17 protein-coding genes, 1 pseudogene and 1 riboswitch are annotated in these 21,379 nt (G+C 42.4%); of the genes and pseudogenes, 9 read left to right on the plus strand and 9 right to left on the minus strand.

The annotated features are described in order from the left end of the window. Positions 1–142: 142 nt before the first annotated feature. Positions 143–364: pseudogene (locus tag ACE3JL_RS13755) on the minus strand (tail length tape measure protein); the annotation flags it as partial. 451 nt (positions 365–815) lie between these two features. Here ACE3JL_RS13755 and larE point away from each other — a divergent pair. From larE to ffh, 7 genes are all read left to right on the plus strand, one after another. Continuing rightward, positions 816–1,625 (plus strand): ATP-dependent sacrificial sulfur transferase LarE, encoded by an 810-nt coding sequence (gene larE, locus ACE3JL_RS13760; protein WP_150975503.1) that lies wholly within the window; start codon positions 816–818, stop codon positions 1,623–1,625. A gap of 468 nt (positions 1,626–2,093) precedes the next feature. Then, on the plus strand, positions 2,094–3,104 hold the full coding sequence (locus ACE3JL_RS13765; protein ID WP_271988868.1) for a permease: 1,011 nt from the start codon (positions 2,094–2,096) through the stop codon (positions 3,102–3,104). 24 nt (positions 3,105–3,128) lie between these two features. Next, on the plus strand, positions 3,129–3,920 hold the full coding sequence (locus tag ACE3JL_RS13770; RefSeq protein WP_375327723.1) for a TIGR03943 family protein: 792 nt from the start codon (positions 3,129–3,131) through the stop codon (positions 3,918–3,920). A gap of 49 nt (positions 3,921–3,969) precedes the next feature. Beyond that, positions 3,970–5,448: a hypothetical protein gene (locus ACE3JL_RS13775; protein WP_271988870.1), complete on the plus strand. Its 1,479-nt coding sequence runs from the start codon at positions 3,970–3,972 to the stop codon at positions 5,446–5,448. Positions 5,449–5,478: 30 nt separating this feature from the next. Beyond that, positions 5,479–6,855 (plus strand): aldehyde dehydrogenase, encoded by a 1,377-nt coding sequence (locus ACE3JL_RS13780; protein WP_375327724.1) that lies wholly within the window; start codon positions 5,479–5,481, stop codon positions 6,853–6,855. A gap of 246 nt (positions 6,856–7,101) precedes the next feature. After that, positions 7,102–7,245, plus strand: a complete 144-nt coding sequence (locus tag ACE3JL_RS13785) for a hypothetical protein (protein WP_271988872.1) — start codon at positions 7,102–7,104, stop codon at positions 7,243–7,245. Between the two features lie 252 nt (positions 7,246–7,497). Further along, positions 7,498–8,943, plus strand: a complete 1,446-nt coding sequence (ffh, locus tag ACE3JL_RS13790) for a signal recognition particle protein (protein ID WP_271988873.1) — start codon at positions 7,498–7,500, stop codon at positions 8,941–8,943. Between the two features lie 672 nt (positions 8,944–9,615). Here ffh and ACE3JL_RS13795 read toward each other — a convergent pair. From ACE3JL_RS13795 to ACE3JL_RS13810, 4 genes are all read right to left on the minus strand, one after another. Continuing rightward, positions 9,616–9,903 (minus strand): DUF5132 domain-containing protein, encoded by a 288-nt coding sequence (locus ACE3JL_RS13795; RefSeq protein ID WP_271988874.1) that lies wholly within the window; start codon positions 9,901–9,903, stop codon positions 9,616–9,618. Between the two features lie 36 nt (positions 9,904–9,939). Then, a complete protein-coding gene (locus tag ACE3JL_RS13800) occupies positions 9,940–10,224 on the minus strand; it encodes a DUF5132 domain-containing protein (protein ID WP_271988875.1) in 285 nt (94 codons plus the stop codon). Positions 10,225–10,266: 42 nt separating this feature from the next. Beyond that, entirely contained in the window at positions 10,267–12,489 is a 2,223-nt protein-coding gene (locus ACE3JL_RS13805) for a heavy metal translocating P-type ATPase (protein ID WP_375327725.1), read from the minus strand. Positions 12,490–12,613: 124 nt separating this feature from the next. Beyond that, positions 12,614–12,865 (minus strand): hypothetical protein, encoded by a 252-nt coding sequence (locus tag ACE3JL_RS13810; protein ID WP_375327726.1) that lies wholly within the window; start codon positions 12,863–12,865, stop codon positions 12,614–12,616. A gap of 806 nt (positions 12,866–13,671) precedes the next feature. Here ACE3JL_RS13810 and ACE3JL_RS13815 point away from each other — a divergent pair. Next, on the plus strand, positions 13,672–13,911 hold the full coding sequence (locus tag ACE3JL_RS13815; RefSeq protein ID WP_375327727.1) for a type II toxin-antitoxin system HicB family antitoxin: 240 nt from the start codon (positions 13,672–13,674) through the stop codon (positions 13,909–13,911). A gap of 16 nt (positions 13,912–13,927) precedes the next feature. On the opposite strand, the gene ACE3JL_RS13820 is transcribed toward ACE3JL_RS13815, so the two are convergent. From ACE3JL_RS13820 to ACE3JL_RS13835, 4 genes are all read right to left on the minus strand, one after another. Continuing rightward, a complete protein-coding gene (locus ACE3JL_RS13820; RefSeq protein ID WP_375327728.1) occupies positions 13,928–15,298 on the minus strand; it encodes a DNA cytosine methyltransferase in 1,371 nt (456 codons plus the stop codon). A 257-nt stretch (positions 15,299–15,555) separates the two neighbouring features. Continuing rightward, entirely contained in the window at positions 15,556–17,571 is a 2,016-nt protein-coding gene (locus ACE3JL_RS13825; RefSeq protein WP_271988882.1) for an ABC transporter ATP-binding protein, read from the minus strand. A gap of 51 nt (positions 17,572–17,622) precedes the next feature. Continuing rightward, on the minus strand, positions 17,623–18,795 hold the full coding sequence (locus ACE3JL_RS13830; RefSeq protein ID WP_271988883.1) for a glycosyltransferase: 1,173 nt from the start codon (positions 18,793–18,795) through the stop codon (positions 17,623–17,625). A 106-nt stretch (positions 18,796–18,901) separates the two neighbouring features. Next, the gene (locus ACE3JL_RS13835; protein WP_375327729.1) at positions 18,902–20,239 is read right to left on the minus strand and encodes an ArsB/NhaD family transporter; all 1,338 of its coding nucleotides are present in this window, start codon (positions 20,237–20,239) and stop codon (positions 18,902–18,904) included. Between the two features lie 232 nt (positions 20,240–20,471). Next, a riboswitch (cyclic di-AMP (ydaO/yuaA leader) is annotated at positions 20,472–20,602 on the minus strand. Between the two features lie 193 nt (positions 20,603–20,795). On the opposite strand from ACE3JL_RS13835, the gene ACE3JL_RS13840 reads away from it, so the two are divergent. Further along, a complete protein-coding gene (locus tag ACE3JL_RS13840) occupies positions 20,796–21,374 on the plus strand; it encodes a DUF3172 domain-containing protein (protein ID WP_002733879.1) in 579 nt (192 codons plus the stop codon). Positions 21,375–21,379 lie beyond the last annotated feature (5 nt).

Below are 21,379 nucleotides of genomic sequence, written 5' to 3' on the forward strand. Positions count from 1 at the left end.
CACTCTTAATCGTGTCTTGGAACGAAATAGAGGCTTTTAAAGACCGCGTATATGGAGAATTAAAACAAGAATTACCCTCGAAAAGCCTATTTTTCTACTAAGTATTTATGCTTATTGCAAAGGTGAGATGCTCCCCAATCATCGCCACCACTAAGTTTCTGATTCGAGAGGATTTTTCACTGATTATTTTATCTAAACCTAATTTTTTAATCGTCTCTAAAATAGCCATTACATGACCATGAGGAAGACTTCTAATGACTTCAAAATGATTGGGAATGCCTTCATTCATGGACAGCGTTGCTCCTTTAAGAGCCAGTTTTAGATTGTCGATAATATCATCGGGTAATTTTGAGAGATTGGCCAGAGTTCTTTTTTTGACTTGATCTCCTTCTCGGTAGGACTCTCGAAGAAGAACAGCGGGGGGGGAATTACGGTTAGAAACTTTTTATATATACATGGCTATCATTTTAGCAAATAGAGAGAATTCTTGTCCATTAAGAAATATTACAAATTACATGGGTACATTGAGAAAGGTTAAGGGGTGCATCCATTGATGGATAAGGATTTTCGGCTATTATGGTATGTATGCATGGAGGAAGTTCAGATATAAGAGCGATCAATCTTTGTGTCCTTTGTGTCTTTGTGGTTCGTTTCACTCGGTCTCGCGTTGCGACCGCCCGCAGGACTGTATCTTAGAATACATTTTACCCACCAAACCCAAGAGAACCCAAATTCTTGAGACAAGTGGCTTAAGCTATTTGTCTATACCCAATATAAAAAACGGTCTCCCTAAACCAGTTGCCAAAATCACCACCATGGACAGTCAATTACTTGATAAACTCGGACAATTACAAAACCTCTTAAAAGCCAGTGAAAAGGCTCTGATTGCCTATTCTGGGGGCGTGGATAGTACCCTAGTGGCAAAAGTGGCTTATGATCTGCTAGGGAGTCAAGCATTGGCAATTACGGCGGTTTCCCCTTCCCTACTGCCGGAAGAATTGCAAGAAGCGATCGCTCAAGCCGATTATATCGGTATTCGGCATGAATTGGTAGAAACCGAGGAAATGAATAACCCCAATTACACCAGTAATCCCGTTAATCGCTGTTATTTCTGCAAAAGTGAGCTACACGACACCCTTAAACCCCTCGCTCTCGCTCGTGGTTATTCCTACGTCATCGATGGCGTTAATGCTGATGATTTAAGGGATTATCGTCCCGGAATCCAAGCAGCTAGGGAGCGCGGCGCTCGTTCACCTTTGGCAGAAATTGCCATCACAAAAAGCGAAGTTCGTCAACTATCTCGTTACTTAAATTTACCTTGGTGGGATAAACCGGCGCAACCCTGTTTAAGTTCCCGTTTTCCCTACGGGGAGGAAATTAGCCTGGAGAAATTGCAAAGAGTCGGACGGGCCGAGATTTATCTGCGAAAATTAGGTTATCGTCAATTACGGGTGCGATCGAGCGGCGATACGGCACGGATTGAATTACCGGCAGCAGAAATTCCCGACTTTATTAATCGGACAAATTTAAGCGAATTAGTCGCTGATCTGCAAAAATTAGGCTTCATCTATGTCACCCTCGATCTAGAAGGTTATCAAAGCGGCAAACTTAATCGAGTCCTCTAGTTCAGTGATCAGTAAACAGTAATCAGTGGACTGAAAACTCAAATCTGCTCTAACAGTTATCTTAATGATGAGGTACGAAGCTTTCCTTTTGGGGAGTTGGTCGTCAATACCAAATTGGGTTATACTTCATCTTGACGGGAAAGGCTGTAACGGATAACAGATAACTGATAACTGGTCACTGATAACTGATAACTGATAACTACGTTCTGCTCTAACAGTTATCTTAATGGTGAGGTACGAAGCTTTCCTTTTGGGGAGTTGGTCGTCAATACCAAATTCGGTTATACTTCATCTTGACGAGAAAGGCTGTAACGGATAACAGATAACTGATAACTGGTCACTGATAAATGATAACTGGTCACTGATAACTGGTCACTGATAACTGGTCACTGATAACTGATAACTGAACCTTTTTCTGGGGTTCCTAAGTCTTTATCCCTAAACCTCTAATTGCCAAGGCGAGGATAGATGAGTCAACTACAAAATGCCTTTACCCTATTCCTGAGCCTGTTGGTGGAAGCGATGCCTTTCTTACTGCTAGGGGTGATTCTCTCTAGTATTCTTTTAATATTTGTCGATGAACGTCGCCTAGTTGCCTTGATGCCTCGCAATGCTGTTTTAGGAGCATTTGTGGGGGGATGTATTGGTTTTTTGTTTCCCGTCTGCGAGTGTGGCAATGTGCCGGTGGCGCGACGTTTACTTGTGCAAGGAATGCCGAATGCAGTAGCGGTTAGTTTTCTCTTAGCAGCACCGACAATTAACCCAATTGTTATCTGGTCCACTTGGGTAGCTTTTCGCGATCAACCGGAAATTGTTTTCTATCGAGTTATCTTTTCTTTGTTCATCGCTACGGTTATCGGTATTATCTTTAGTATCCAAAAAGATCCGCGACCGCTCCTACAAACCTCTTTGGCAAAAAGTCTCAATTGGCAACCGCAAACACCAGAAAAAGAATCTATCCCACTACTGCTACAATCCGGTTCTTTTCTGATCGGTAATTCTGGGCAAACTTTGCGCTTAGACGAAAGTTTTGCCGCTACTGCTGTCCTACCGGCAGTGCAATCTATCCCGATGAAAAGGCGCTGGTTAACTTTTGTGGAAAACGTGGTGATGGAATTACGGGAATTAGGAGGAGTGTTAATCTTAGGAAGTGCTATAGCGGCCGGTTTACAGGTGTTTGTTCCCCGGGAATTTGTTCTTAATTTGGGTCAAGATCCGATTACTTCAATCTTGGCAATGATGCTGTTAGCGGTAATTGTTTCGATTTGTTCCACGGTTGATTCTTTTTTTGCTCTCTCCTTTGCCTCTAGTTTTACCAGTAGTTCCCTGCTGGCTTTTCTAGTGTTTGGTCCAATGATTGACCTGAAAGGGATTGGTTTAATGTTGTCTATTTTTAAACCGAGAATGTTAATTTATCTCTTTGCTTTAGCAGCGCAAATGACTTTTTTACTCACCTTAGCTCACAGTTATTTATTTTAGGTCAGTTCCTAGATAGTTTTTCCCATGAATTCATCACGTCTAAAAATAATCGCCCCCCAATTTATCGATATTATTGCCCTCATCGGTTGGGGTTCGTTACTATTTAAATACTGGATAACTGGACAGTTAAATTTACTGATCCATCCTAATTATTTTATTCTGGTTCTCATCACCAGTATTGCTTTATTTGCCCTAGGATTAGTCAAGCTTTGGACATTATTAAAACAGTGGCAAAAAAAGATTAATTTAGATAGTAATGATAATCGATCGCATATTACCATTCTTCCCCAGCATTTTGGCTCAGGTTTATTAGTAATAACTGCCCTTTTAGGCCTATTTATCGCCCCGCAGCCCCTCAGTAGTCAAATCGCATTACAGAGGGGAATTAGTGAATCTTTACCCCTAACTCGCGTGCAAACTCAATCCTTTGGTACTACCGTTAAACCAGAGGAAAAAAGTTTAATTGAATGGGTAAGAACTTTGAATGCTTACCCCGAACCTGATGCTTATACAGGACAACCAGTAAAAGTCACAGGTTTTGTGGTACAATTACCCCAACTACCCGATAATTATTTATTAATTAGTCGCTTTATTCTTACCTGTTGTGCCGTAGATGCTTATCCCGTCGCTTTACCAGTGAAACTATCAGGAAGTCGCGGTCAATATCCCAATGATACTTGGTTAGAAGTCACCGGAGAAATGGCCACGGAATCTTTACCGGTAGAAGTGGGAAAATCAACCACCAGAAGACAATTAGTAATTAAGGCTAAATCGGTGAAATCTATACCCACTCCTGGGGATCCCTACGGATATTAACAGTCAACAGTTATCAGTGACCAGTTGTTGCTACTAACCATCTACTATAATGATCAAGACCTTACAACTACAACCGATTGATAAATTAGCAATAACATTAATTGTATCGCTAACCTTAGTAATTGGTGGCTTAATTTGGTTGGGTAATACCTGTGGTAATCAGTGTCTTTTACAAACTGGCCCAAGAGTCAAGGAATTTAGTTGGGAAAATCGAGAAATTGGAGCGGAAGATCAAGCATTTATTATCACTTTTGATCGTCCCATGGATCATGCTAGTGTAGAAAAAAATCTAGTTATCGATCCTCCGCTGCCAGGAAAGTTTAGTTGGGCCGGAAGACGATTAGCTTATACTCTCACTTCTCCCATTCCCTACGGAGAAAAATATCATCTGCAAATTGAAGGTGCGCGGGAACAATTTCCCAGCGGTAATCGATTAGGACAAACCCTAGGAATCTTTGAAAGAGAATTTAAAAGTCGGGATCGTGCTTTTGCCTATATTGGCACTAATGGGGAAGAACAGGGAAGATTAATTTTTTATAACTTGACCAAGGAGAAGAAAACCCTCTTAACCCCCGCAAATTTGACCGTTATGGCTTTTGAATTTTACCCTGATGGTAAAAAAATCCTCTTTTCGGCCGTGGCGAAAAATCAGGGGATACAGGGAATTCGTGAACTGCAGCTTTACCAAGTTGATTTTGGCCAATCTCCCCCAAAAATTGAGTTAGTGCTAGACAATAAAGATTATCAGAATAATCATTTTGATTTAGCTAAAGATGGGGAAACCATTGTCGTGCAGAGAATTGAGCGCCGCAATCCGATTAACTTCGATTTATGGGCAGTTAAATTCGGGGAAAAACCCCGGCAATTAAACATTCAAGGTGGAGAATTTTTGATTGCACCTGATAGTAAAACTTTGGCTGTTACTCAAGGGGAAGGAATCGCCCTTTTGCCTTTAAAAACTGAAACAAAACCCCTAGATTTTTTACCAAAATTTGGGCGAATTTTGAATTTTTCTGCTGATGGTACGGCTGCGGCAATGGTAAATTTTAATACTGATAATGCTAAAATGCGTTATATTCGATCGCTTTTTTATGTCAATAATCAAGGACTACAAAAACGCTTACTCAATCTACAAGGTTCGATTATAGATTGTCAATTTAATGCCACTGGTAGTGATTTGTATTGTTTGTTAACCGAGTTAGTTACTAACAGTCAAGAGTACAAAGAAAAACCCTATTTTGCTAAAATAGATGTGAAGACCGGTCAAGTGACTCCCCTACTGGAATTAGCAGATTATCGTGATATTCACATTAGTTTATCTCCCGATAGTTTAGCGATTATTTTTGATCAACTTCGCACCAGTTATGATACTAATCCGACTAATCCCTTGACTACTAACTCAGGAGAAACAATTATCGGTGGTCGTTTATGGATGTTAATTCCTCCCCTACAAGATGGAGTGAAAGCAAGTAAATCTGATTTAATTGAATTGCCTCTACCTGGAATTCGTCCCCAGTGGATGCCGTAGAATTTCATTATTAACTTGGGAATTATTTCGATGCTATCAAACTCAGAAAAATTAGCCAAATTGCGTCAGTATTTTGCTAGTGGTGTCACTCATTCTTGTCAATTCCGTCGTCAGCAGTTAGAGAAGTTAAAACAGGCAATTATTAAATATGAAGCAGAAATATATCAAGCTTTATATAGCGATTTAAAGAAAAGTCCCGAAGATTGTTGGATTACTGAAAATGGGTTCCTTTTGGTGGAAATTAATACCGCTTTAAAAAATTTGCGCTCATGGATGCAACCCAAACCTGTTAAGACTAATCTCTTAAATTTTCCCTCCTCCAGTCAAATTATTCGGGAACCTTTGGGAGTGGTGTTAATCATTGGTGCTTGGAATTATCCTCTGCAATTGTTATTAGCGCCTTTAGTTGGTGCCATTGCTGCTGGTAACTGTGCGGTATTAAAACCGAGTGAATTTGCCTCAGCAACGGAAAAATTAGTAGTTAAAATAATTGAAGAGATATTCCCTGAAGAATATGTGTTAATTGTACCCGGAGATGGTGCAGAAGTAATTCCGAATATCTTAGACAGTTTCACCTTTGATCATATATTTTTTACTGGCAGTACAAGGGTAGGAAAAATTATTTATCAACTAGCGGCAGAAAAGTTAATTCCTGTTACTCTAGAATTAGGGGGAAAAAGTCCCTGTGTTATCGAAGCTGATGCTAATATTTCCGTGGCAACCCGTCGCATTGCCGTGACAAAATTCTCTAATTGTGGTCAAATGTGCATCGCAGCTGATTATGTTTTAGTACATCAATCTCAGCAGGAGAACTTTATTAGAGAATTAGCTAATACTATTGTTAATTTTTTCGGTGAAGATGCTAGATTAAGTGCTGATTATGGTAAGATAATTAATGAAAAGCAATTTGATCGCTTAATTGACTTGCTCAAAGATGGTGAGATTGTTTTTGGCGGCAAAACCGATCGAGAAAGTTTATATATTCAACCAACTTTATTAACTAATATTTCCCTCGATGCTCCTATTATGCAAGGGGAAATATTCGGACCAATTTTACCGATAATTGCCTTCAGCACTTTTGAGGAAGCTTTAGCAATTATTGCTAAAAACCCTAATCCTCTAGCTTTTTATCTGTTTACTACTAAGGCAAAGACCGAGAAAAAATGGTTAGAATCAGTCCAGTTTGGGGGAGGTTGTATTAACAACAATAGTTTTCATTTTACTAATCCTAGTTTACCCTTTGGTGGCCGGGGAAATAGCGGTATTGGTAGCTACCATGGTTGTTTTTCCTTTGAGAATTTTAGTCACCAAAAAGCGATTATGAAAACACCTCTTTGGTTCAATCCCGCTTTAAAATATCCGCCTTTTAAGGGTAAATTAAGCCTATTTAAGTTATTGGTTCGGTAAAAAGCTAAGTAAGGCTTGCTCAATAATAGCAAAACCCTTTTAAAATGGCTGTTCGTTACTTGTTATGGTTCGATAGAGGGCTATAAATCGACTAAATCCTTATCTGGCAAAAGATTTAATTGATTAGTTCGCTCTAGATCAAAAACAATTGACAAAAATCCCCAAATGTTTTCCTCTATAAGGGTTTCATCTTTTATCATCCTATCCCTTACATGAGACAAACTGAACAACCAGAGAGTCTTTAGAATGAGATATGAAGATGAGCGAGTTTTTATCGAACACCTTGAAACCAAACTGGATGACAGCGCACCCCTGAAAGCGAGCCTCAAGATCAATACTCCCGAAAATGTTAAACTTGCCTTGGATAACTTGGCACTCGATACGATGTAAGACATGGTGGAAACCAGTTTCAGCTTTTACAAACAGTTTACTGATAACCTTGAATTTAAGGAGCAGCTCCTCGGTTTTCTCTTTAATCGATTGCTACATCGATCAAATGCGTCCGAAGCAAAAACAGACTCAGTTTAGCATTCGATCGAACTTTCCCGCCGATCCTCGACCAATGACAGGGTAAGAACAGGGGGTCTTCAGCCCGACATTTGAGATAAAATCGATCTAGTTTAAAAATTTAATTCCGAAACTATGTTCGACGCACTGGCCGACCGCTTAGAAGACGCATGGAAAAAATTACGAGGTCAAGATAAAATCTCCTCGGCCAATATACAAGAAACCCTCAAAGAAGTCCGGCGGGCTTTATTAGAAGCAGATGTTAACCTACAGGTAGTCAAGGGATTTATTGCTGAGGTCGAAAAACAAGCCCTCGGCGCTGAAGTTATTTCCGGAGTCAATCCCGGCCAGCAATTTATCAAAATTGTCTATGATGAATTGGTCAAAATTATGGGGGAAAGTAACGTCCCTCTAGCTCAGGCCGATCAACCCCCCACCGTAATTTTAATGGCTGGGTTACAAGGGACAGGAAAAACCACCGCCACCGCCAAATTAGCCCTATATCTCCGCAAACAGTCCAAAAGCTGCCTAATGGTGGCTACTGATGTTTACCGTCCGGCGGCCATTGACCAATTAATCACCCTCGGTAAACAGATAAATGTTCCTGTCTTCGAGATGGGTTCTCAGGCTAATCCCGTCGATATCGCCCGTCAAGGTGTGCAAAAAGCCAAAGAATTAGGCGTAGATACCGTTATCATCGACACCGCCGGTCGTTTGCAAATAGACACCCAGATGATGGGCCAACTAGCACAAATCAAGAAAATTGTCAACCCCGACGACACTTTATTAGTGGTGGATGCCATGACCGGTCAGGAAGCGGCCAGTCTCACCTACACTTTTCACCAACAAATCGGCATCACGGGGGCAATTCTCACCAAACTCGATGGCGATACTCGCGGTGGTGCGGCCCTATCAGTGCGGCAAATATCGGGACAACCGATTAAATTTGTTGGGGTTGGGGAAAAAGTAGAAGCTTTAGAGCCGTTTTATCCCGATCGCCTCGCCAGTCGCATCCTCAATATGGGTGATGTCCTGACCCTAGTAGAAAAAGCTCAGGAACAGTTAGACCTAGAAGACGCAGCCAAAATGCAGGCCAAGATTTTAGAGGCTAAGTTTGATTTTAATGACTTCCTCAAACAGATGCGGCTGTTAAAAAATATGGGTTCCCTAGGGGGAGTTTTAAAGTTAATCCCCGGTCTGGGTAAACTGAGCGGGACGGATATCGAAAAGGGGGAAAAAGAGTTAAAACGCACAGAAGCGATGATTAATTCCATGACTACCGAGGAGCGTGCTAACCCCGATTTATTGGCTAAGTCTCCTAATCGTCGTCGTCGCATTGCCAAGGGTTCGGGACATCCGGAAACAGAAGTGACCAAACTAATTGCTAATTTTACCAGAATGCGATCAATGATGCAACAGATGGGACGAGGACAAATGCCCGGGATGCCCGGTATGCCTGGGATGCCCGGGATGGGTGGCGGAATGTTTGGGGGTGGTAATCAACCGGGGTTCCGCGGCCAAGGTGGCAGCCCGAAAAAACCGAAGAAAATCAAGAAAAAGAAAGGTTTTGGCGATTTATGAGGAAAGGCAAGGGAGCAAGCATCAATCCGGGTGAGTTGGGCAAACCCTGATTTTTCCGGAAAAAATCTCGACACTGTTAATTTTACAGTCAGACACCAGAGTATTTTTAATACTAAATCTGGTTATTAAAGACTGATTATTTATTCCCCTTTGCCTTTTGCCTCTCCTCATAACTAGGGTTTGCTGAAAAAGTTTGTTGGTGGGGTTAGGAGTCAGGAGCCGGTCGTTTCAGGCTTTGTTGTCCTCTTTTTTTTGTACCAGTTTGTGTACTCAAAAAATGATAATGCAAGGTTTTTGAATATCCCAATCCTATATTCTTGCACTAACATCAGATTTTAGCAGGTCAAAAGCCTTATTTTAAAAGGGTTTTACCATTATTCAGCAAACCCTAACTAGCCTGTACTCAACGGATTTAGTATTAATTGATTTTTTCTGAGAAAAAAATTTACAATTCTTCACCTTGACAAAAATCCATCATTTTAGGCATAATCCTTACTGCCAAAGGCTTGTCAGCAATATATTAGTAAAAGTTATCAATTGAATGTTAATAATTGCAGAAAGTGGGAATAGGGGGATAAATCCCCCTATTCCCATGGGCGACCATCCGTTTTAACCGATGGCTAACCCTCGCTCAAGATTTTATGGTTTCATGATCGATCGGTCAATCAGAGATTAGGATGGGGATGTTTCCTCTACGGAAGTGATTTTAGTCGTATTTCTTGCCACCTCTGTTTCCGCTTTCGCTTCTGCCACTAAATCTTGCCAAGATTGACCAGCTTCGGCAAAAGTAGCTTGCAGTTTTTCACTAGCTTCCATCCCTAATTTGATCCCGCTTTTGGCCGCATTGCGACCTGTATCTGTAATAGCTTTGCCAGTCTGGGGACTAGCTAAACTAACTAGGGAACCCAATACTAAAATTGCGACGACTCCAACACCGCCAACAACCAGTAATTCTTCCATAAAAACCTCCTGAATGAGTTGTTCACTATTAACCGTCTATTTTTCGCTAGTTGCCTTAGCTTTTTTAGCGGTTCTGATTTCGGCCTGTGCTTCCGCTACCAGATCGTTCCAGGATTCGCTGGCCTCAGCTAGATAGGTTTGCACGGTGTCAGCGGCCTCTGCACCCCACTTGATTCCCTGTTTGGTCATGTCGCGCCCAGTTTCGGCGACCTTTTCCCCAGTTTCAGAGTTGCTTAAGGCTCCAATAGCGGGTGCGATCGCCAATGCCGCCAAACCAACCCCTAGGGCGAAAATTGGTTCAATACCTAATAAAAATTCCATGAGACCTCACAAATTTGCTCGATTTTGGATTTTGTTTGACTGTTAGACGTTCGCCGCATCTCGATAGGTCGTCTTCTCGCCACCGAGGGCTGGACGCAAGCCGTTCAGTCCAGCTAAAATAGCCGAACCATTATTGATGATAATCGCTAGGAGCGGATCGAGGGCAAAGAGAACCCCCACCGCCAGCGCCCCCAGGTTAGGAATGCCGACAATTAAGGCATTTTGGTAGATAATGTCCATCACTTGCTTGCTGATCTCGATCGCGTGGGTCAAGCCGCTGAGATCGTTATCCATCAGTACCACGTCGGCAGTTTCCCGAGCGATATCGCTCCCTGCGGCAAAGGAAATCGAGACATCGGCATAGGCAAGGGCGGCCGAGTCATTAATGCCATCGCCGATAAAGGCAACGGTTTTCCCTTGCGCTTTTAGTTGCTGCACCACTTCCACCTTCCGTTCTGGGAAAGCTTGGGCGTGGACCTCATCCCGGCGCATTCCTAACTCTTGGGCCACTGCATCGGCTACCTGCTGCACATCGCCGGTGAGCATATGGGTGCTGATTCCCTGCTGGTGTAACTCAGCAATTACCCCGGGGCTTTCGGTGCGGATCGGATCGGCATACATGATAACGCCAATTAGGATGCCATCCCGGGCCACATAGGCCAGAGAAACGCCTCCCGTCTTAAACTGCTCACTGGCACTAATGTCGATCCCTTCCGTTTTCATAAAGCGGCTGCTCCCCACCAGTAGCTGCCGCCCTTCGATTTGGGCGACCACTCCCAACCCGACCCGATAATCCCACTCCTCGCAGGTTTTCGTTTCCGTCCCCTGTTGTTGGGCCTGTTGGACGATGGCATGGGCGACGGGGTGGCTCAACCCCTGTTCCGCCGAGGCCGCCAGACAGAGAATTTCTGCTGGGGTAACTCCCTCGGCGGTAACTTGAATGTCGGTGACGGAAGCATTGCCCTGGGTCAGGGTTCCCGTTTTGTCAAAGACGACGCAATCGACTTTTGCCAACATTTCGATCGCTCGGCCGCTGCGGATGTAAACCCCGGTCCGGGCAGCGTAGGTTAATCCGGCTAAGACGGCGGTGGGGACAGATACGCGGATGCCGGTGCCGAAGTCGAGGGTGACAATCGCCGTTGTCCGGGCTAAATCTCCCGTGAAAGCAAAAATGCCCGCCCCAATCATTAGGGTGGGCAACACGGCAATGTTGGCAAATTTGGCGGCATAGTTTTCTACGCGAGTATCATGGACAGGAGCGGCTTTCATCAGTTCCACGACTACCCCGGCGCGGGTATTATTCCCCGTCCTTTCCACGAGAATTGCCAATTGTCCTTCTACCAACAGGGTGGAAGCATAGACCTCATCATCTACTTCCCGGTGGACGGGAACCGATTCTCCTGTCAGTTTCTGTTGGTCAATTAGTCCCTGTCCCCGGATAATCTTGCCGTCAATGGGAATTAAATCTCCCGGATAGACGATGACGAGATGGCCTTCTCTCACGTCTTTGAGGGGAACTTGCACTTCTACGCCGTCCTGTTCGATCCAGGCGTATTTGCCCAAACTGTCGAGTAAATCTAGGGTCTGGCGTTCGCTAGAGCGAGCGGTGACATCGCGAATTACTTCCCCAGATTCGATCAAACTGATCATGAAGGCGGGGGGGATGAAATGGCCCTGGGCAGCGCTGAGGGTGATGGCAAGGGAGTCGAGGAAATCGACGGTCAATTGTTTTTCTTCACTGATGCCTTCCCAAGCTCGACCGTAGGCCGGCAGACAGGCGGCTAAAATTAACCCCCCAACGAGCAAGGGGGGCAGTTCTAGGGGAAAGGCGACAAGAGCGAGGGCTAAACTGGCAGCGGGAATGCCCAACCTCTCCCAATAGTTAATTTCGTGGGATGTTGGTGCTGTCGCTGCCTTGGTGGTTAAGAGATAGCCGAGATCGGCCTCTTCCATCGAGAGTAGGATATATTCCCGTAGTTGTTCGGGGGAAATTTCCTCGTAATTGTATTCAATAATTAGGGATTCAGCCGCCTCATTGCAGCGAACTTGTTCGATGACATTACTATCCTCTAATATTGCCACTAAGTTGCTGGCATAGTCAGGATCGTAACCCAGACGCTCGATTTTGACCCGCCAGCGTCCTTCGAGGGAGTGAAGGAGTTGATAGTCTTGGGAAAACCTGTGAGGTTTGGGGACAATTGCCGCGGTTTCGTTAAGTATGTCTGGTTGGACAATTACTTTTTCTGTAGTATCTGTGAAGGTCATCTTGAAGGGTGTTGGTTAGTATATGCTTGACACTTGCATCAACCATTTTTTATTGTCAGGAGGGAAGACGGGGAATCAACCCAGAACTCGTGTCTGCAAGCAAGCTGTCTGTACTTCGTCGAGATTAATGGCAGACTCCAGTATAGTTGACATTACCGTGCTGAAGTTTAAAAACGCGAGCATTGTTGTCTAAACTAAAGCTTAGAGGAGTACCAGCTTGACTTTTGCCTTTAAAGGTATTGTTGCCCTGATAGGTTGTTAGAGCTAGTCCCACGGGTTGCATTTGTGGGGGAGTGGCCGCTCCAAAGGTATCAATCGTGATAGATTGACGTTCTTTGTCGATAACCACCACGTCTGCTTCGGCAATGTCCGTCACTGATTCCACTATGGTTACGGCAACGGGCCGTTTTCTCTGGATCGATGCGTCATCGAGGTATAAAAATAGATTTTCGTTCCTCTGTCTGTCTTCCCCCTAGCAACGCAGAGAATGCCATTTCCCAGACTGGGTGCTTGAGCTAAAACAGGCTTAATGGGCAAGCTGGGCAAGGAAAGCAAGGTTACAGCCGCTAAGAGGGCGGCTTTGTTAGGAATTTTTAACATTTTTTCGCAAGGGCTAAATTAACTTTTGGTCATTGTACTAGAAAAAGTGAAATTTTGCCAGAGTTTTGAGGCGGATCGTTTTTTTTTACTCACCGGGTAGTAATACCAAATCCTGTTTTTAAAGACTGATTATTTATTATCCCTTTTTCCTCTTGTCTGTCCCGATATGTAGCCGCCTATACTCATCCGCTCGGCTGAGCTCACGCCGAAGTCCGAACGGCAAGAGGCAAAAGGCAAGAGGGGGTTAGATATGTGTAATTAATTTTGCTTAGGTACTTATCAATCCTATAGGATTTGTTAGCAAAATTTATATAGCGGTTCTCACACCTGGATTGAACCTTTGCTGATTAAGCTTTTAAACATCGATAATATACCTCTTGCAAACAGGAAACGCTATATTTGTCAACAAAATCACAAATCATCGTAAATTAAAGATTGTTAAAAAATGTATCGAATGTCAACTATTGGTCAAATAATTTTGACATAATTGGGGTGGAGGGGTTGACAGGTAAAATTTTTGTGTTTTATCCAGCATTTCTTAAGTGTAACTAGGATAGTTTAAAATCCACAACTGATAGTGTTATGAGTGATAATACCAAACAAATTTATAACTACACCGTTATTCTAGAAAAAGAGTCAGACGGTGGTTATCACGCTTTTTGTCCTACGCTTAAAGGTTGTCATTCTCAAGGAGACACTTTTGAAGAAACGATTGTCAATATTACAGAAGCTATGGAATTGTACCTCGAAAGTTTGATAGCTGATCATCAACCCATTCCCAAAGAAGATTTGATTTTTAAGCCTTTAAATATTTTAATATGAGTCAGTATCCCTCGGTTTAATAATCGGGACGAATTATTTCCAGTAAATTTCTTGCTACTGCCTCCACCACTGTTATAGGAACAGCGTTTCCGAATTGTTTTTTAGCGATAGCCGGCTGTGGATGATAGATAAAATTATCGGGGAATCCTTGTAATTTACGCGCATCTTGGGGAGTAATTTCTCGAAACTTTTTGGGTTTATAGATTTTCTTTAAAAACAATTGTTTGTATTCTTGGGGATGAGTAGCGGTAATTGAAATAGTAGCAATATAATCTTTAGCACCCGTAGCGGTTAGGGTAGGAATAATATCGGCCGTCGGTAAAATAATCCGATAAATGCTGTTAATTCCCGTCATATTTTTTGAGTTAATAAATTCATACTTCCCCTCCTGCGTTTGCCAACAAATCCCCAGAGAAACTAACTGATTTAGTTCCTCGATTTTTAGGTCGGGTATAATTTCCCAAAAAGTAGAAAAAGCCACGGGATGACCATCTTTTTCGCCATACTTTTTACTGCGTCTTAATTTCAGCAAAGCTAAACAGATACTTTTTTGTCGTTCCGTAGTTTTGATAATATCCCAAGAATGAATAGTTGTGTGACCATTTCTTAAATCAGAAAAAATAAAGAAGTCATTTAATTCATCTTCTTTTTGAAAACGAGTTCTCGATGGAGGAACAAAACCATTAAATAAAGTATCTGCGGATAACTTGACTTTCTCGACGGGTTGAATATTCTTGATGTCTTCTAAAATATCTAAAACCTTCGGATGGATACCCAAAGGTAAGGGAAATTTAAACCGCTCATAGTTGTCTATATCTTGTCTAATTCCTACGATAAAAACTCTCTCGCGATTCTGGGGTAAACCAAAATCATAGGCATTTAATAACTGCCAGTAAACTTGATAACCACAGCTGGTTAATTCATCGATAATTAACTCTAAATTCTCCCGGTTGCGAGGACTAGCTAAACCACTGACATTCTCGAAAATAAAGCTTTTCGGTTGACTTTTTTGGACTAATTTAATCACATCAAACCAGAGTTTTCCCCGGGGATCCTCAAATCCCCGTAAACATCCCGCCACCGACCAAGGTTGACAGGGAACGCCGCCGACAATAAGATCGAGATTATCGGGTAAATTGCTAATTTTACTCACATCTCCGAAAGCAATTTCATCGCTGTTGAGATAGCTAATAAAATTTTGTTGATAAACTTGGATGGCCTGTTTATCGATTTCTGAATAGCCTAAACAACGTCCTCCCAATTTCTCCAAAGCGATTCTAAAACCACCGATTCCCGCGAATAAATCGACAAAACGATACTGGGGATGGGTGATAACTAGATGTAGGGGTAATTGGGTTTGTGTGCTGACTTTAACTGTGGTTTTCAAGGGTAAATAATTCCTTTTCACCGTCTGGGAAGATGCCTATTTGTACTAATTATTTTAGTATAAATTAAGAGTTTTTTTTCTAGAGACCTCCTGCAAATTTCCTGTCTCCTGACTTGAAAGAGGCTGTGGGGTGTAGGGTGTGGGGAAGTGGGGAAATTGAACTAAAACCCCAAAACCCCAAAACCCCAACCCCCAAAACCTGTCTCCTGTCTCCCGAATCCTAACCCAATGGTAGATGTGGGATTTTTGCAGCAGCTCTATCGAGTCGAGGAATACTCGTAGTCTTCGATAATATGGAGAAGTCGCATAGCTGAACTACAGGATTCTTCTAAAATTTCCTGTTTCTCCTGAGAATCTTCGATTAAATCTTCAGATACTAGACGCAAAGAACCCAAAAGACTATTAAGACTGCTTCTCGCTTCGTAGGATAAATAAGCTTTTCTTTTTTGCTCATCTTCCCTATTCTTAGAGTCGGCCTCTTTGCTATCACTAAATTGCAGAGCGTGTAAACGAGCATAATGACCACCTTGAGCTAATAATTCCTCATGATTGCCGATTTCTGCCACTTTTCCCTTGTCCAGCACCACAATTTGATAGGCTTTTTGAACTGTGGAAAGACGGTGAGCGATCACAAGAGTAGTGCGCTCGCGACAGAGTTCATCGATCGCTTCCTGTACTAAACGCTCAGAAATTGTATCCAAAGCACTGGTAGCTTCATCGAGAATGAGAAGATCTGGATCTCGCAGTAAGGCACGAGCGATCGCTAATCTTTGTTTTTGTCCCCCCGAAAGTCTCACTCCCCGATCGCCAATTTCCGTATCCAGTCCTTCTGGCAGTTTGGAGATAAACTCGTAGGCATTCGCCCTTTTTGTCGCTGCTAAAATTTCTGCATCACTAACATCGCTTAACCCGTAGGCAATATTAAAACGGAGAGAATTATTAAAGAGAAAAGTGTCTTGACTGACTATTCCCATGGCTTTTCTCAGAGATTTGATCTCATAATCCCTTAAATCTTGACCATCAAAAAGAATCCTCCCGGCTGTAGGATCATAAAAGCGTGGTAATAAATCGGCAATTGTCGATTTTCCCGCCCCCGAAGCACCAACAAGAGCGATCATTTTTCCTTTTGGAATCCACAGATCGATGCCCTTGAGAACTAATTCTTGATAACCAGGATAGGAAAATTGGACGTTATCAAAATGAATACCTGTCTCTAATCTTTGATAGGGAATAGAGCCATTGCTCATAAATGGTTTATTATCTCGAATGAGAAAATCCGCTACCACTTCTACTGCGGAAACATCACCCAATAGACTACTCCTAGCACTGTTAATTTGACTAACCATCGGCAAGGCCCGGAAAAGTACATAGAGATAGGTCAATAAAATTGTCACTAAAGCTTGCAGTTGTTCATTAAAAAGATAACGACCAGCAATGATAATTAAAGCAATAATAATGACCCCACCGATCTCATTGAGCGGAGCGATTACAGCATTATTAGTCTGGGCATCTAATCCAGCTTTCTCGCGGGCTTCTATATCTTCCACAATAGATTCTAATTCGTATTTTTCATTGCCAACTGCTTTAATTAGCCGAATTCCCGTTAACAGTTCCAACAGTTTATTAGTTTGCTGTTTAGCCGTTACGGTGATAATCTCTCCAAACTTTTTCGATCTCTTGACAAAGTATTGATTAAGCATAGCTAAAAAGCCACCCAAAATACTAGAAAGAATAGTTAATTGCCAAGAAATTGATAATAAAATAGCCAAGTACATGAAAGCTGTGGTGATAATCTTAGTTAGGTTTATGTAATTTCTAATTGATGCCACGGCTCGATTAATCTCCGACATGAAACGATTAAAAATATCTCCTATTTTACTTTTTACATAGTAATCTATATCCACTTCTAGCAGCAGAATAACTGAATCAATTCGCATATCTTTTGCCATAATCAAAGATAAGTAAGTGCTTAACCAATTACTGACAAAATTGGTAATATGCTTGAGAATTAAAATCAATAATATCGCTGCAAACATCCAGAAAAAACGAGTGTCAACCGAGAAAACCTCGAAAACGGAGAGCAGCTTTTTGATAATTTGGGGGGCATTTTTTAAGATATCATTTTCGGGATTAATAAAAGAAATTAGTAAGGGGATAACTAAAATAGCTCCTACCCCATTAAATATAGTACTGGCAAATCCGATAACAATGCTGGAAACTACTAATATCCAGTGTTTAAGCGTATATTTAAGGAGAATTTGATTAGGATTCATCGCAAGTAATAAAGTAAATAGTCAACGGTCAATTATTCTACTCGCTAGACTCTAATATTTCCCTTCCAGAGAAGTAATTAGGCGAGAGAGAGTTGTCGCCATGGCGGTGGTACTGTAGGAGGCAATACAGCGCTCTCTCGCTTTTAGTCCTCGTGCATTAGCCGAGTCGAGATGATTAAAAACTTCGCTAATCATAGCAGCTAGTTGCTCGGGCGATCCTGGTTCGACTAAATAGCCAATATCAGCTAAAATTTCGGGAATATCTGCCACTTTAGTGGAAATAATCGGTTTAGCCATCGCCATACCATCGGTGAGTTTAATCGGAAATTGGGCATTAGCCGTAGCTTCATCCCTCTGGGGAACGATAATAGCATGGGCAGCGGCCACAACTTCCGGCATTCGATCGATCGGTTGAGCAGGTAAATGAATTAACCAAGGTTGACCTTTTTCTAGCAAACTATCCAGATAGCCATCCCCGATTTGGCGACCTCCCACCAGCACCAATTTAAAATCAGGATCAGCAATTTGATCTAAAGCGATTAAGACATCTTCTAAACCTTTGTGGGGTCTAGCTGTACCCGGGAACATTAAGACTTTATACCCAGATAAACCGTATTTTTGACGACAAGCGACAGGATCGTAGAGATTGGGATCGAAAAGTTGCGTATCCTTGCCATTCGGTAAATAAATCCCCCCATAACGCTTTTGCAAAAATTGATTATTAACCGTCACCGCATCAGCACGGTTAATTAAATTTTCCATCCAACGCACATAGAGAGGGTGATTCGGATCCCTAAGCGCACCATTTTTTTTGAGGATATCCCTAGCTAATTGTCGGGGGGAAGGACGATAAGACCATCGATCACCACCAAACCAACTCATTTCCCAATCGTCAATATCGAGAATTAGGGGACGTGGAGAAAAAAAACGTTTCAGTAAACCGATGCCAAAACTGGTGGGACGGGGTTTAACCGCATAGATAATCTCTCCGGAGATGCGATCGAGTAAAGTTTTGATCTGGCCAAAAAACTGGGGATAATTATTGCCTTTGACCGATACCACCGCTATATTCCCCGGTGGGGTTGGATAGATTTCCCGGCCAAAAATCGGACCATAAACCGTCACCTGACAGTTTAGCTGTTGCAAGACTTGAGCAATCAAATAGACTCTTGTGCCACCACCACCGGATAAATCTGGTGCTAAAACAGAGATTTTTTTGTTCACGATCGCTGATCAATCCAGATTATCTAGCACGATAGGAGAATGTTAATCAATGTTAACCTTCTTGTCAATCTTAAACGGACTTAACATTAATCCCTCCAGAGATCGACTAGACAAAGAAAACTAACATATACATAGCCGAGACGACTAACTGAGTAAACATCACTGGTAAACCGTAGCGCAGAAAGGTATGAAAAGTAATTTTGCCCCCGTGTTGTTCGGCGATGCCGGCGGCGACAATATTAGAAGAAGCTCCCACTAAAGTACCATTACCTCCTAGGGTGGCCCCATACATCATCGCATAGAAAAGCGGTAAAACTTCCGGGGGAAAAGAACCAGCATAATCAGGAGAAAGAACCTCAGTCCCGACTAAATTAACATTAACAAGGTACTGTTTCAGTAGTGGAACCATGGCCACCACTAAGGGAATATTCGGAACAACACTGGAAACAAGGCCAACAAAAAACAGCAAGACTAGAGAACCTAAAAAGATATTTTTGCCTAAAATTATCGCCAGAAGTCCCGATAAACTATTAACTACCCCAGTTTTTTCTAAACCGCCAATTAGTACAAAAATCGACATAAAAAATAATAGGGTACTCCAGTCCACATCTCGGAGAATATTATGCACCGTATCTATCTTCGATTGCTGGGCTAAAAGTAGAGCTAAAGCTGCTCCCATCAAAGCAACTGCCGCCGGAGCAAGGGGTACAGGAAAAGATTCGCCGACCACGAATAAAAATAAGACCAAAAAGACGATAATTCCCCCCAAAGCTAAGACGCGCGGATGATTAATTTGCGGATGGGGTAAGTCTTCTAAATGCTCGAATTTTGTTCGCCAGATTTTGGGGAATAACCAAGGTAACATAACCAGAATGGTAATCACTGCAAAGGCCCCACCTAAACTCAAACGCTGTAGGTATTCCATGAAGGTGATATTAATAGAATCACCAACGATATAAGTAGCAGGATCACCAACAATAGTTAATAATCCTGCACTGTTGGCCACGAAAACCATTAGGATTAAGAGCGGCACAAAATCCACACCTATATCTTGAGCTAAAGGTGGAATTAAAGGTGCTAATAACATCACCGTAGTGGCGTTGGGCAATACCGCACAGATTGGGGTAGTAATAGCAACAATTCCTATTAGTAATAATTTGCCCTGTCCCTTGGCTAAAAGCACCATTTGTGCTGCTAAATAATCAAAAATTTTCGTTGGTTCAAAGGCTCTCACTAACACCATCACCCCAAAAAATAAGGCGAGAGTGGCATAACTGCGACTGATATAACCCACCGCTTCTTGAAGAGTCATGATATGGGTAAAAACTAAGATTAAAGCTCCTAATAAAGCCGCTACAGTAATATGAAGCCACTCGAACATAATAACCACAATGACTGCAATAAAAGTCATCGCAGCAATCCACATTGGTAAAGATTCCAGCATTTTTGATCCTATTTTTACTCTTGGTTTCTCGATACAACTAAAAGTTTGCTCGAAAAATGTACAGCAAACTCATAGAAAATATGGTTATCTACGGAAAATCTTAAAATTGTTGTGATCGGTAAGCTGACATGAGAATCCCCATAAACAATGTCTCCTTTGAGTTATGACTATCAAGTAGTACCAGCGACATAACTGAACCGATCAAGACATTACTAGGAATGTAGTGATGCTTCAGTCTTCCCCCCCACGCCTACGAAGTTAGCTGACGGGCTAGGATAGAGAGATATCCTTTTCTAGTCCAAAAAATCTAGAAATACGCCCCCAAATGTGGTTCCTCCGCTCCGAATTTGTCTAGCTAATATCTAGCATAGAAACTCGGATTAGGCTGACTTACTCTATTTAGTGATCCACCATAGCATACTAACCCCAAAAAAAACTATATAGTCCTATACCAGACCTGTCCTGTCAGTTATCCCCCGGGTTGCTAGGATAGAACAATGATAAGCTAATAGCCAACGACTGACCGCCATAGCAGCCACAGCAGAAAGAAATTTTTATGAATAGAAGACCTCGTTATACTCCTCCTCGATCGCGTGATCGTGATTATGACCGCTCCTATGGCGACGACTCCCGCGCTTCGTCCCCCGGTGGCCTATTGGCAAAATTGAACTATGCCATGATCGCCCTGATTGGTGGTATTTTTGTACTAGGAGTGGGTCTCGGTCTGGTATTCAGTTCTACTGCTAATTTTAGCCCCGAAAACGTCGCTTCCCGGGAAGTAATCGATCGCAGCGCCCCCAATGCGGAATTATGCGTGCAATTTGGGGCCAGTGCCATTGTCACCGATTTGCGGGTTTATGTCACTCTTAACCCCTTTAATGTTTTTGTTACCCAACCAGTCATGCAACCCGGTTGCGTTTTGCGACGCAATAACTGGTCAATTTTAGAACAACAAAAATTAGTCGATGGACAGCAGGTACAAAGTTGTAAAAACCGGATGAATACCTTTGGTTATACCGGCCCCTTGGAAGGCAAACCGAAAATCGATTGTATCTTCCAAAATGAAGCCGGTGGGAATCTTTTTGTTAATCCTGCTGGCGCTGTTGGTCCCAGACCAGATACAGATAAATTCTAAACTAG

The organism is Microcystis sp. BLCC-F210, assembly GCF_042134685.1.
Classification (GTDB): Bacteria; Cyanobacteriota; Cyanobacteriia; order Cyanobacteriales; family Microcystaceae; genus Microcystis; species Microcystis aeruginosa_D.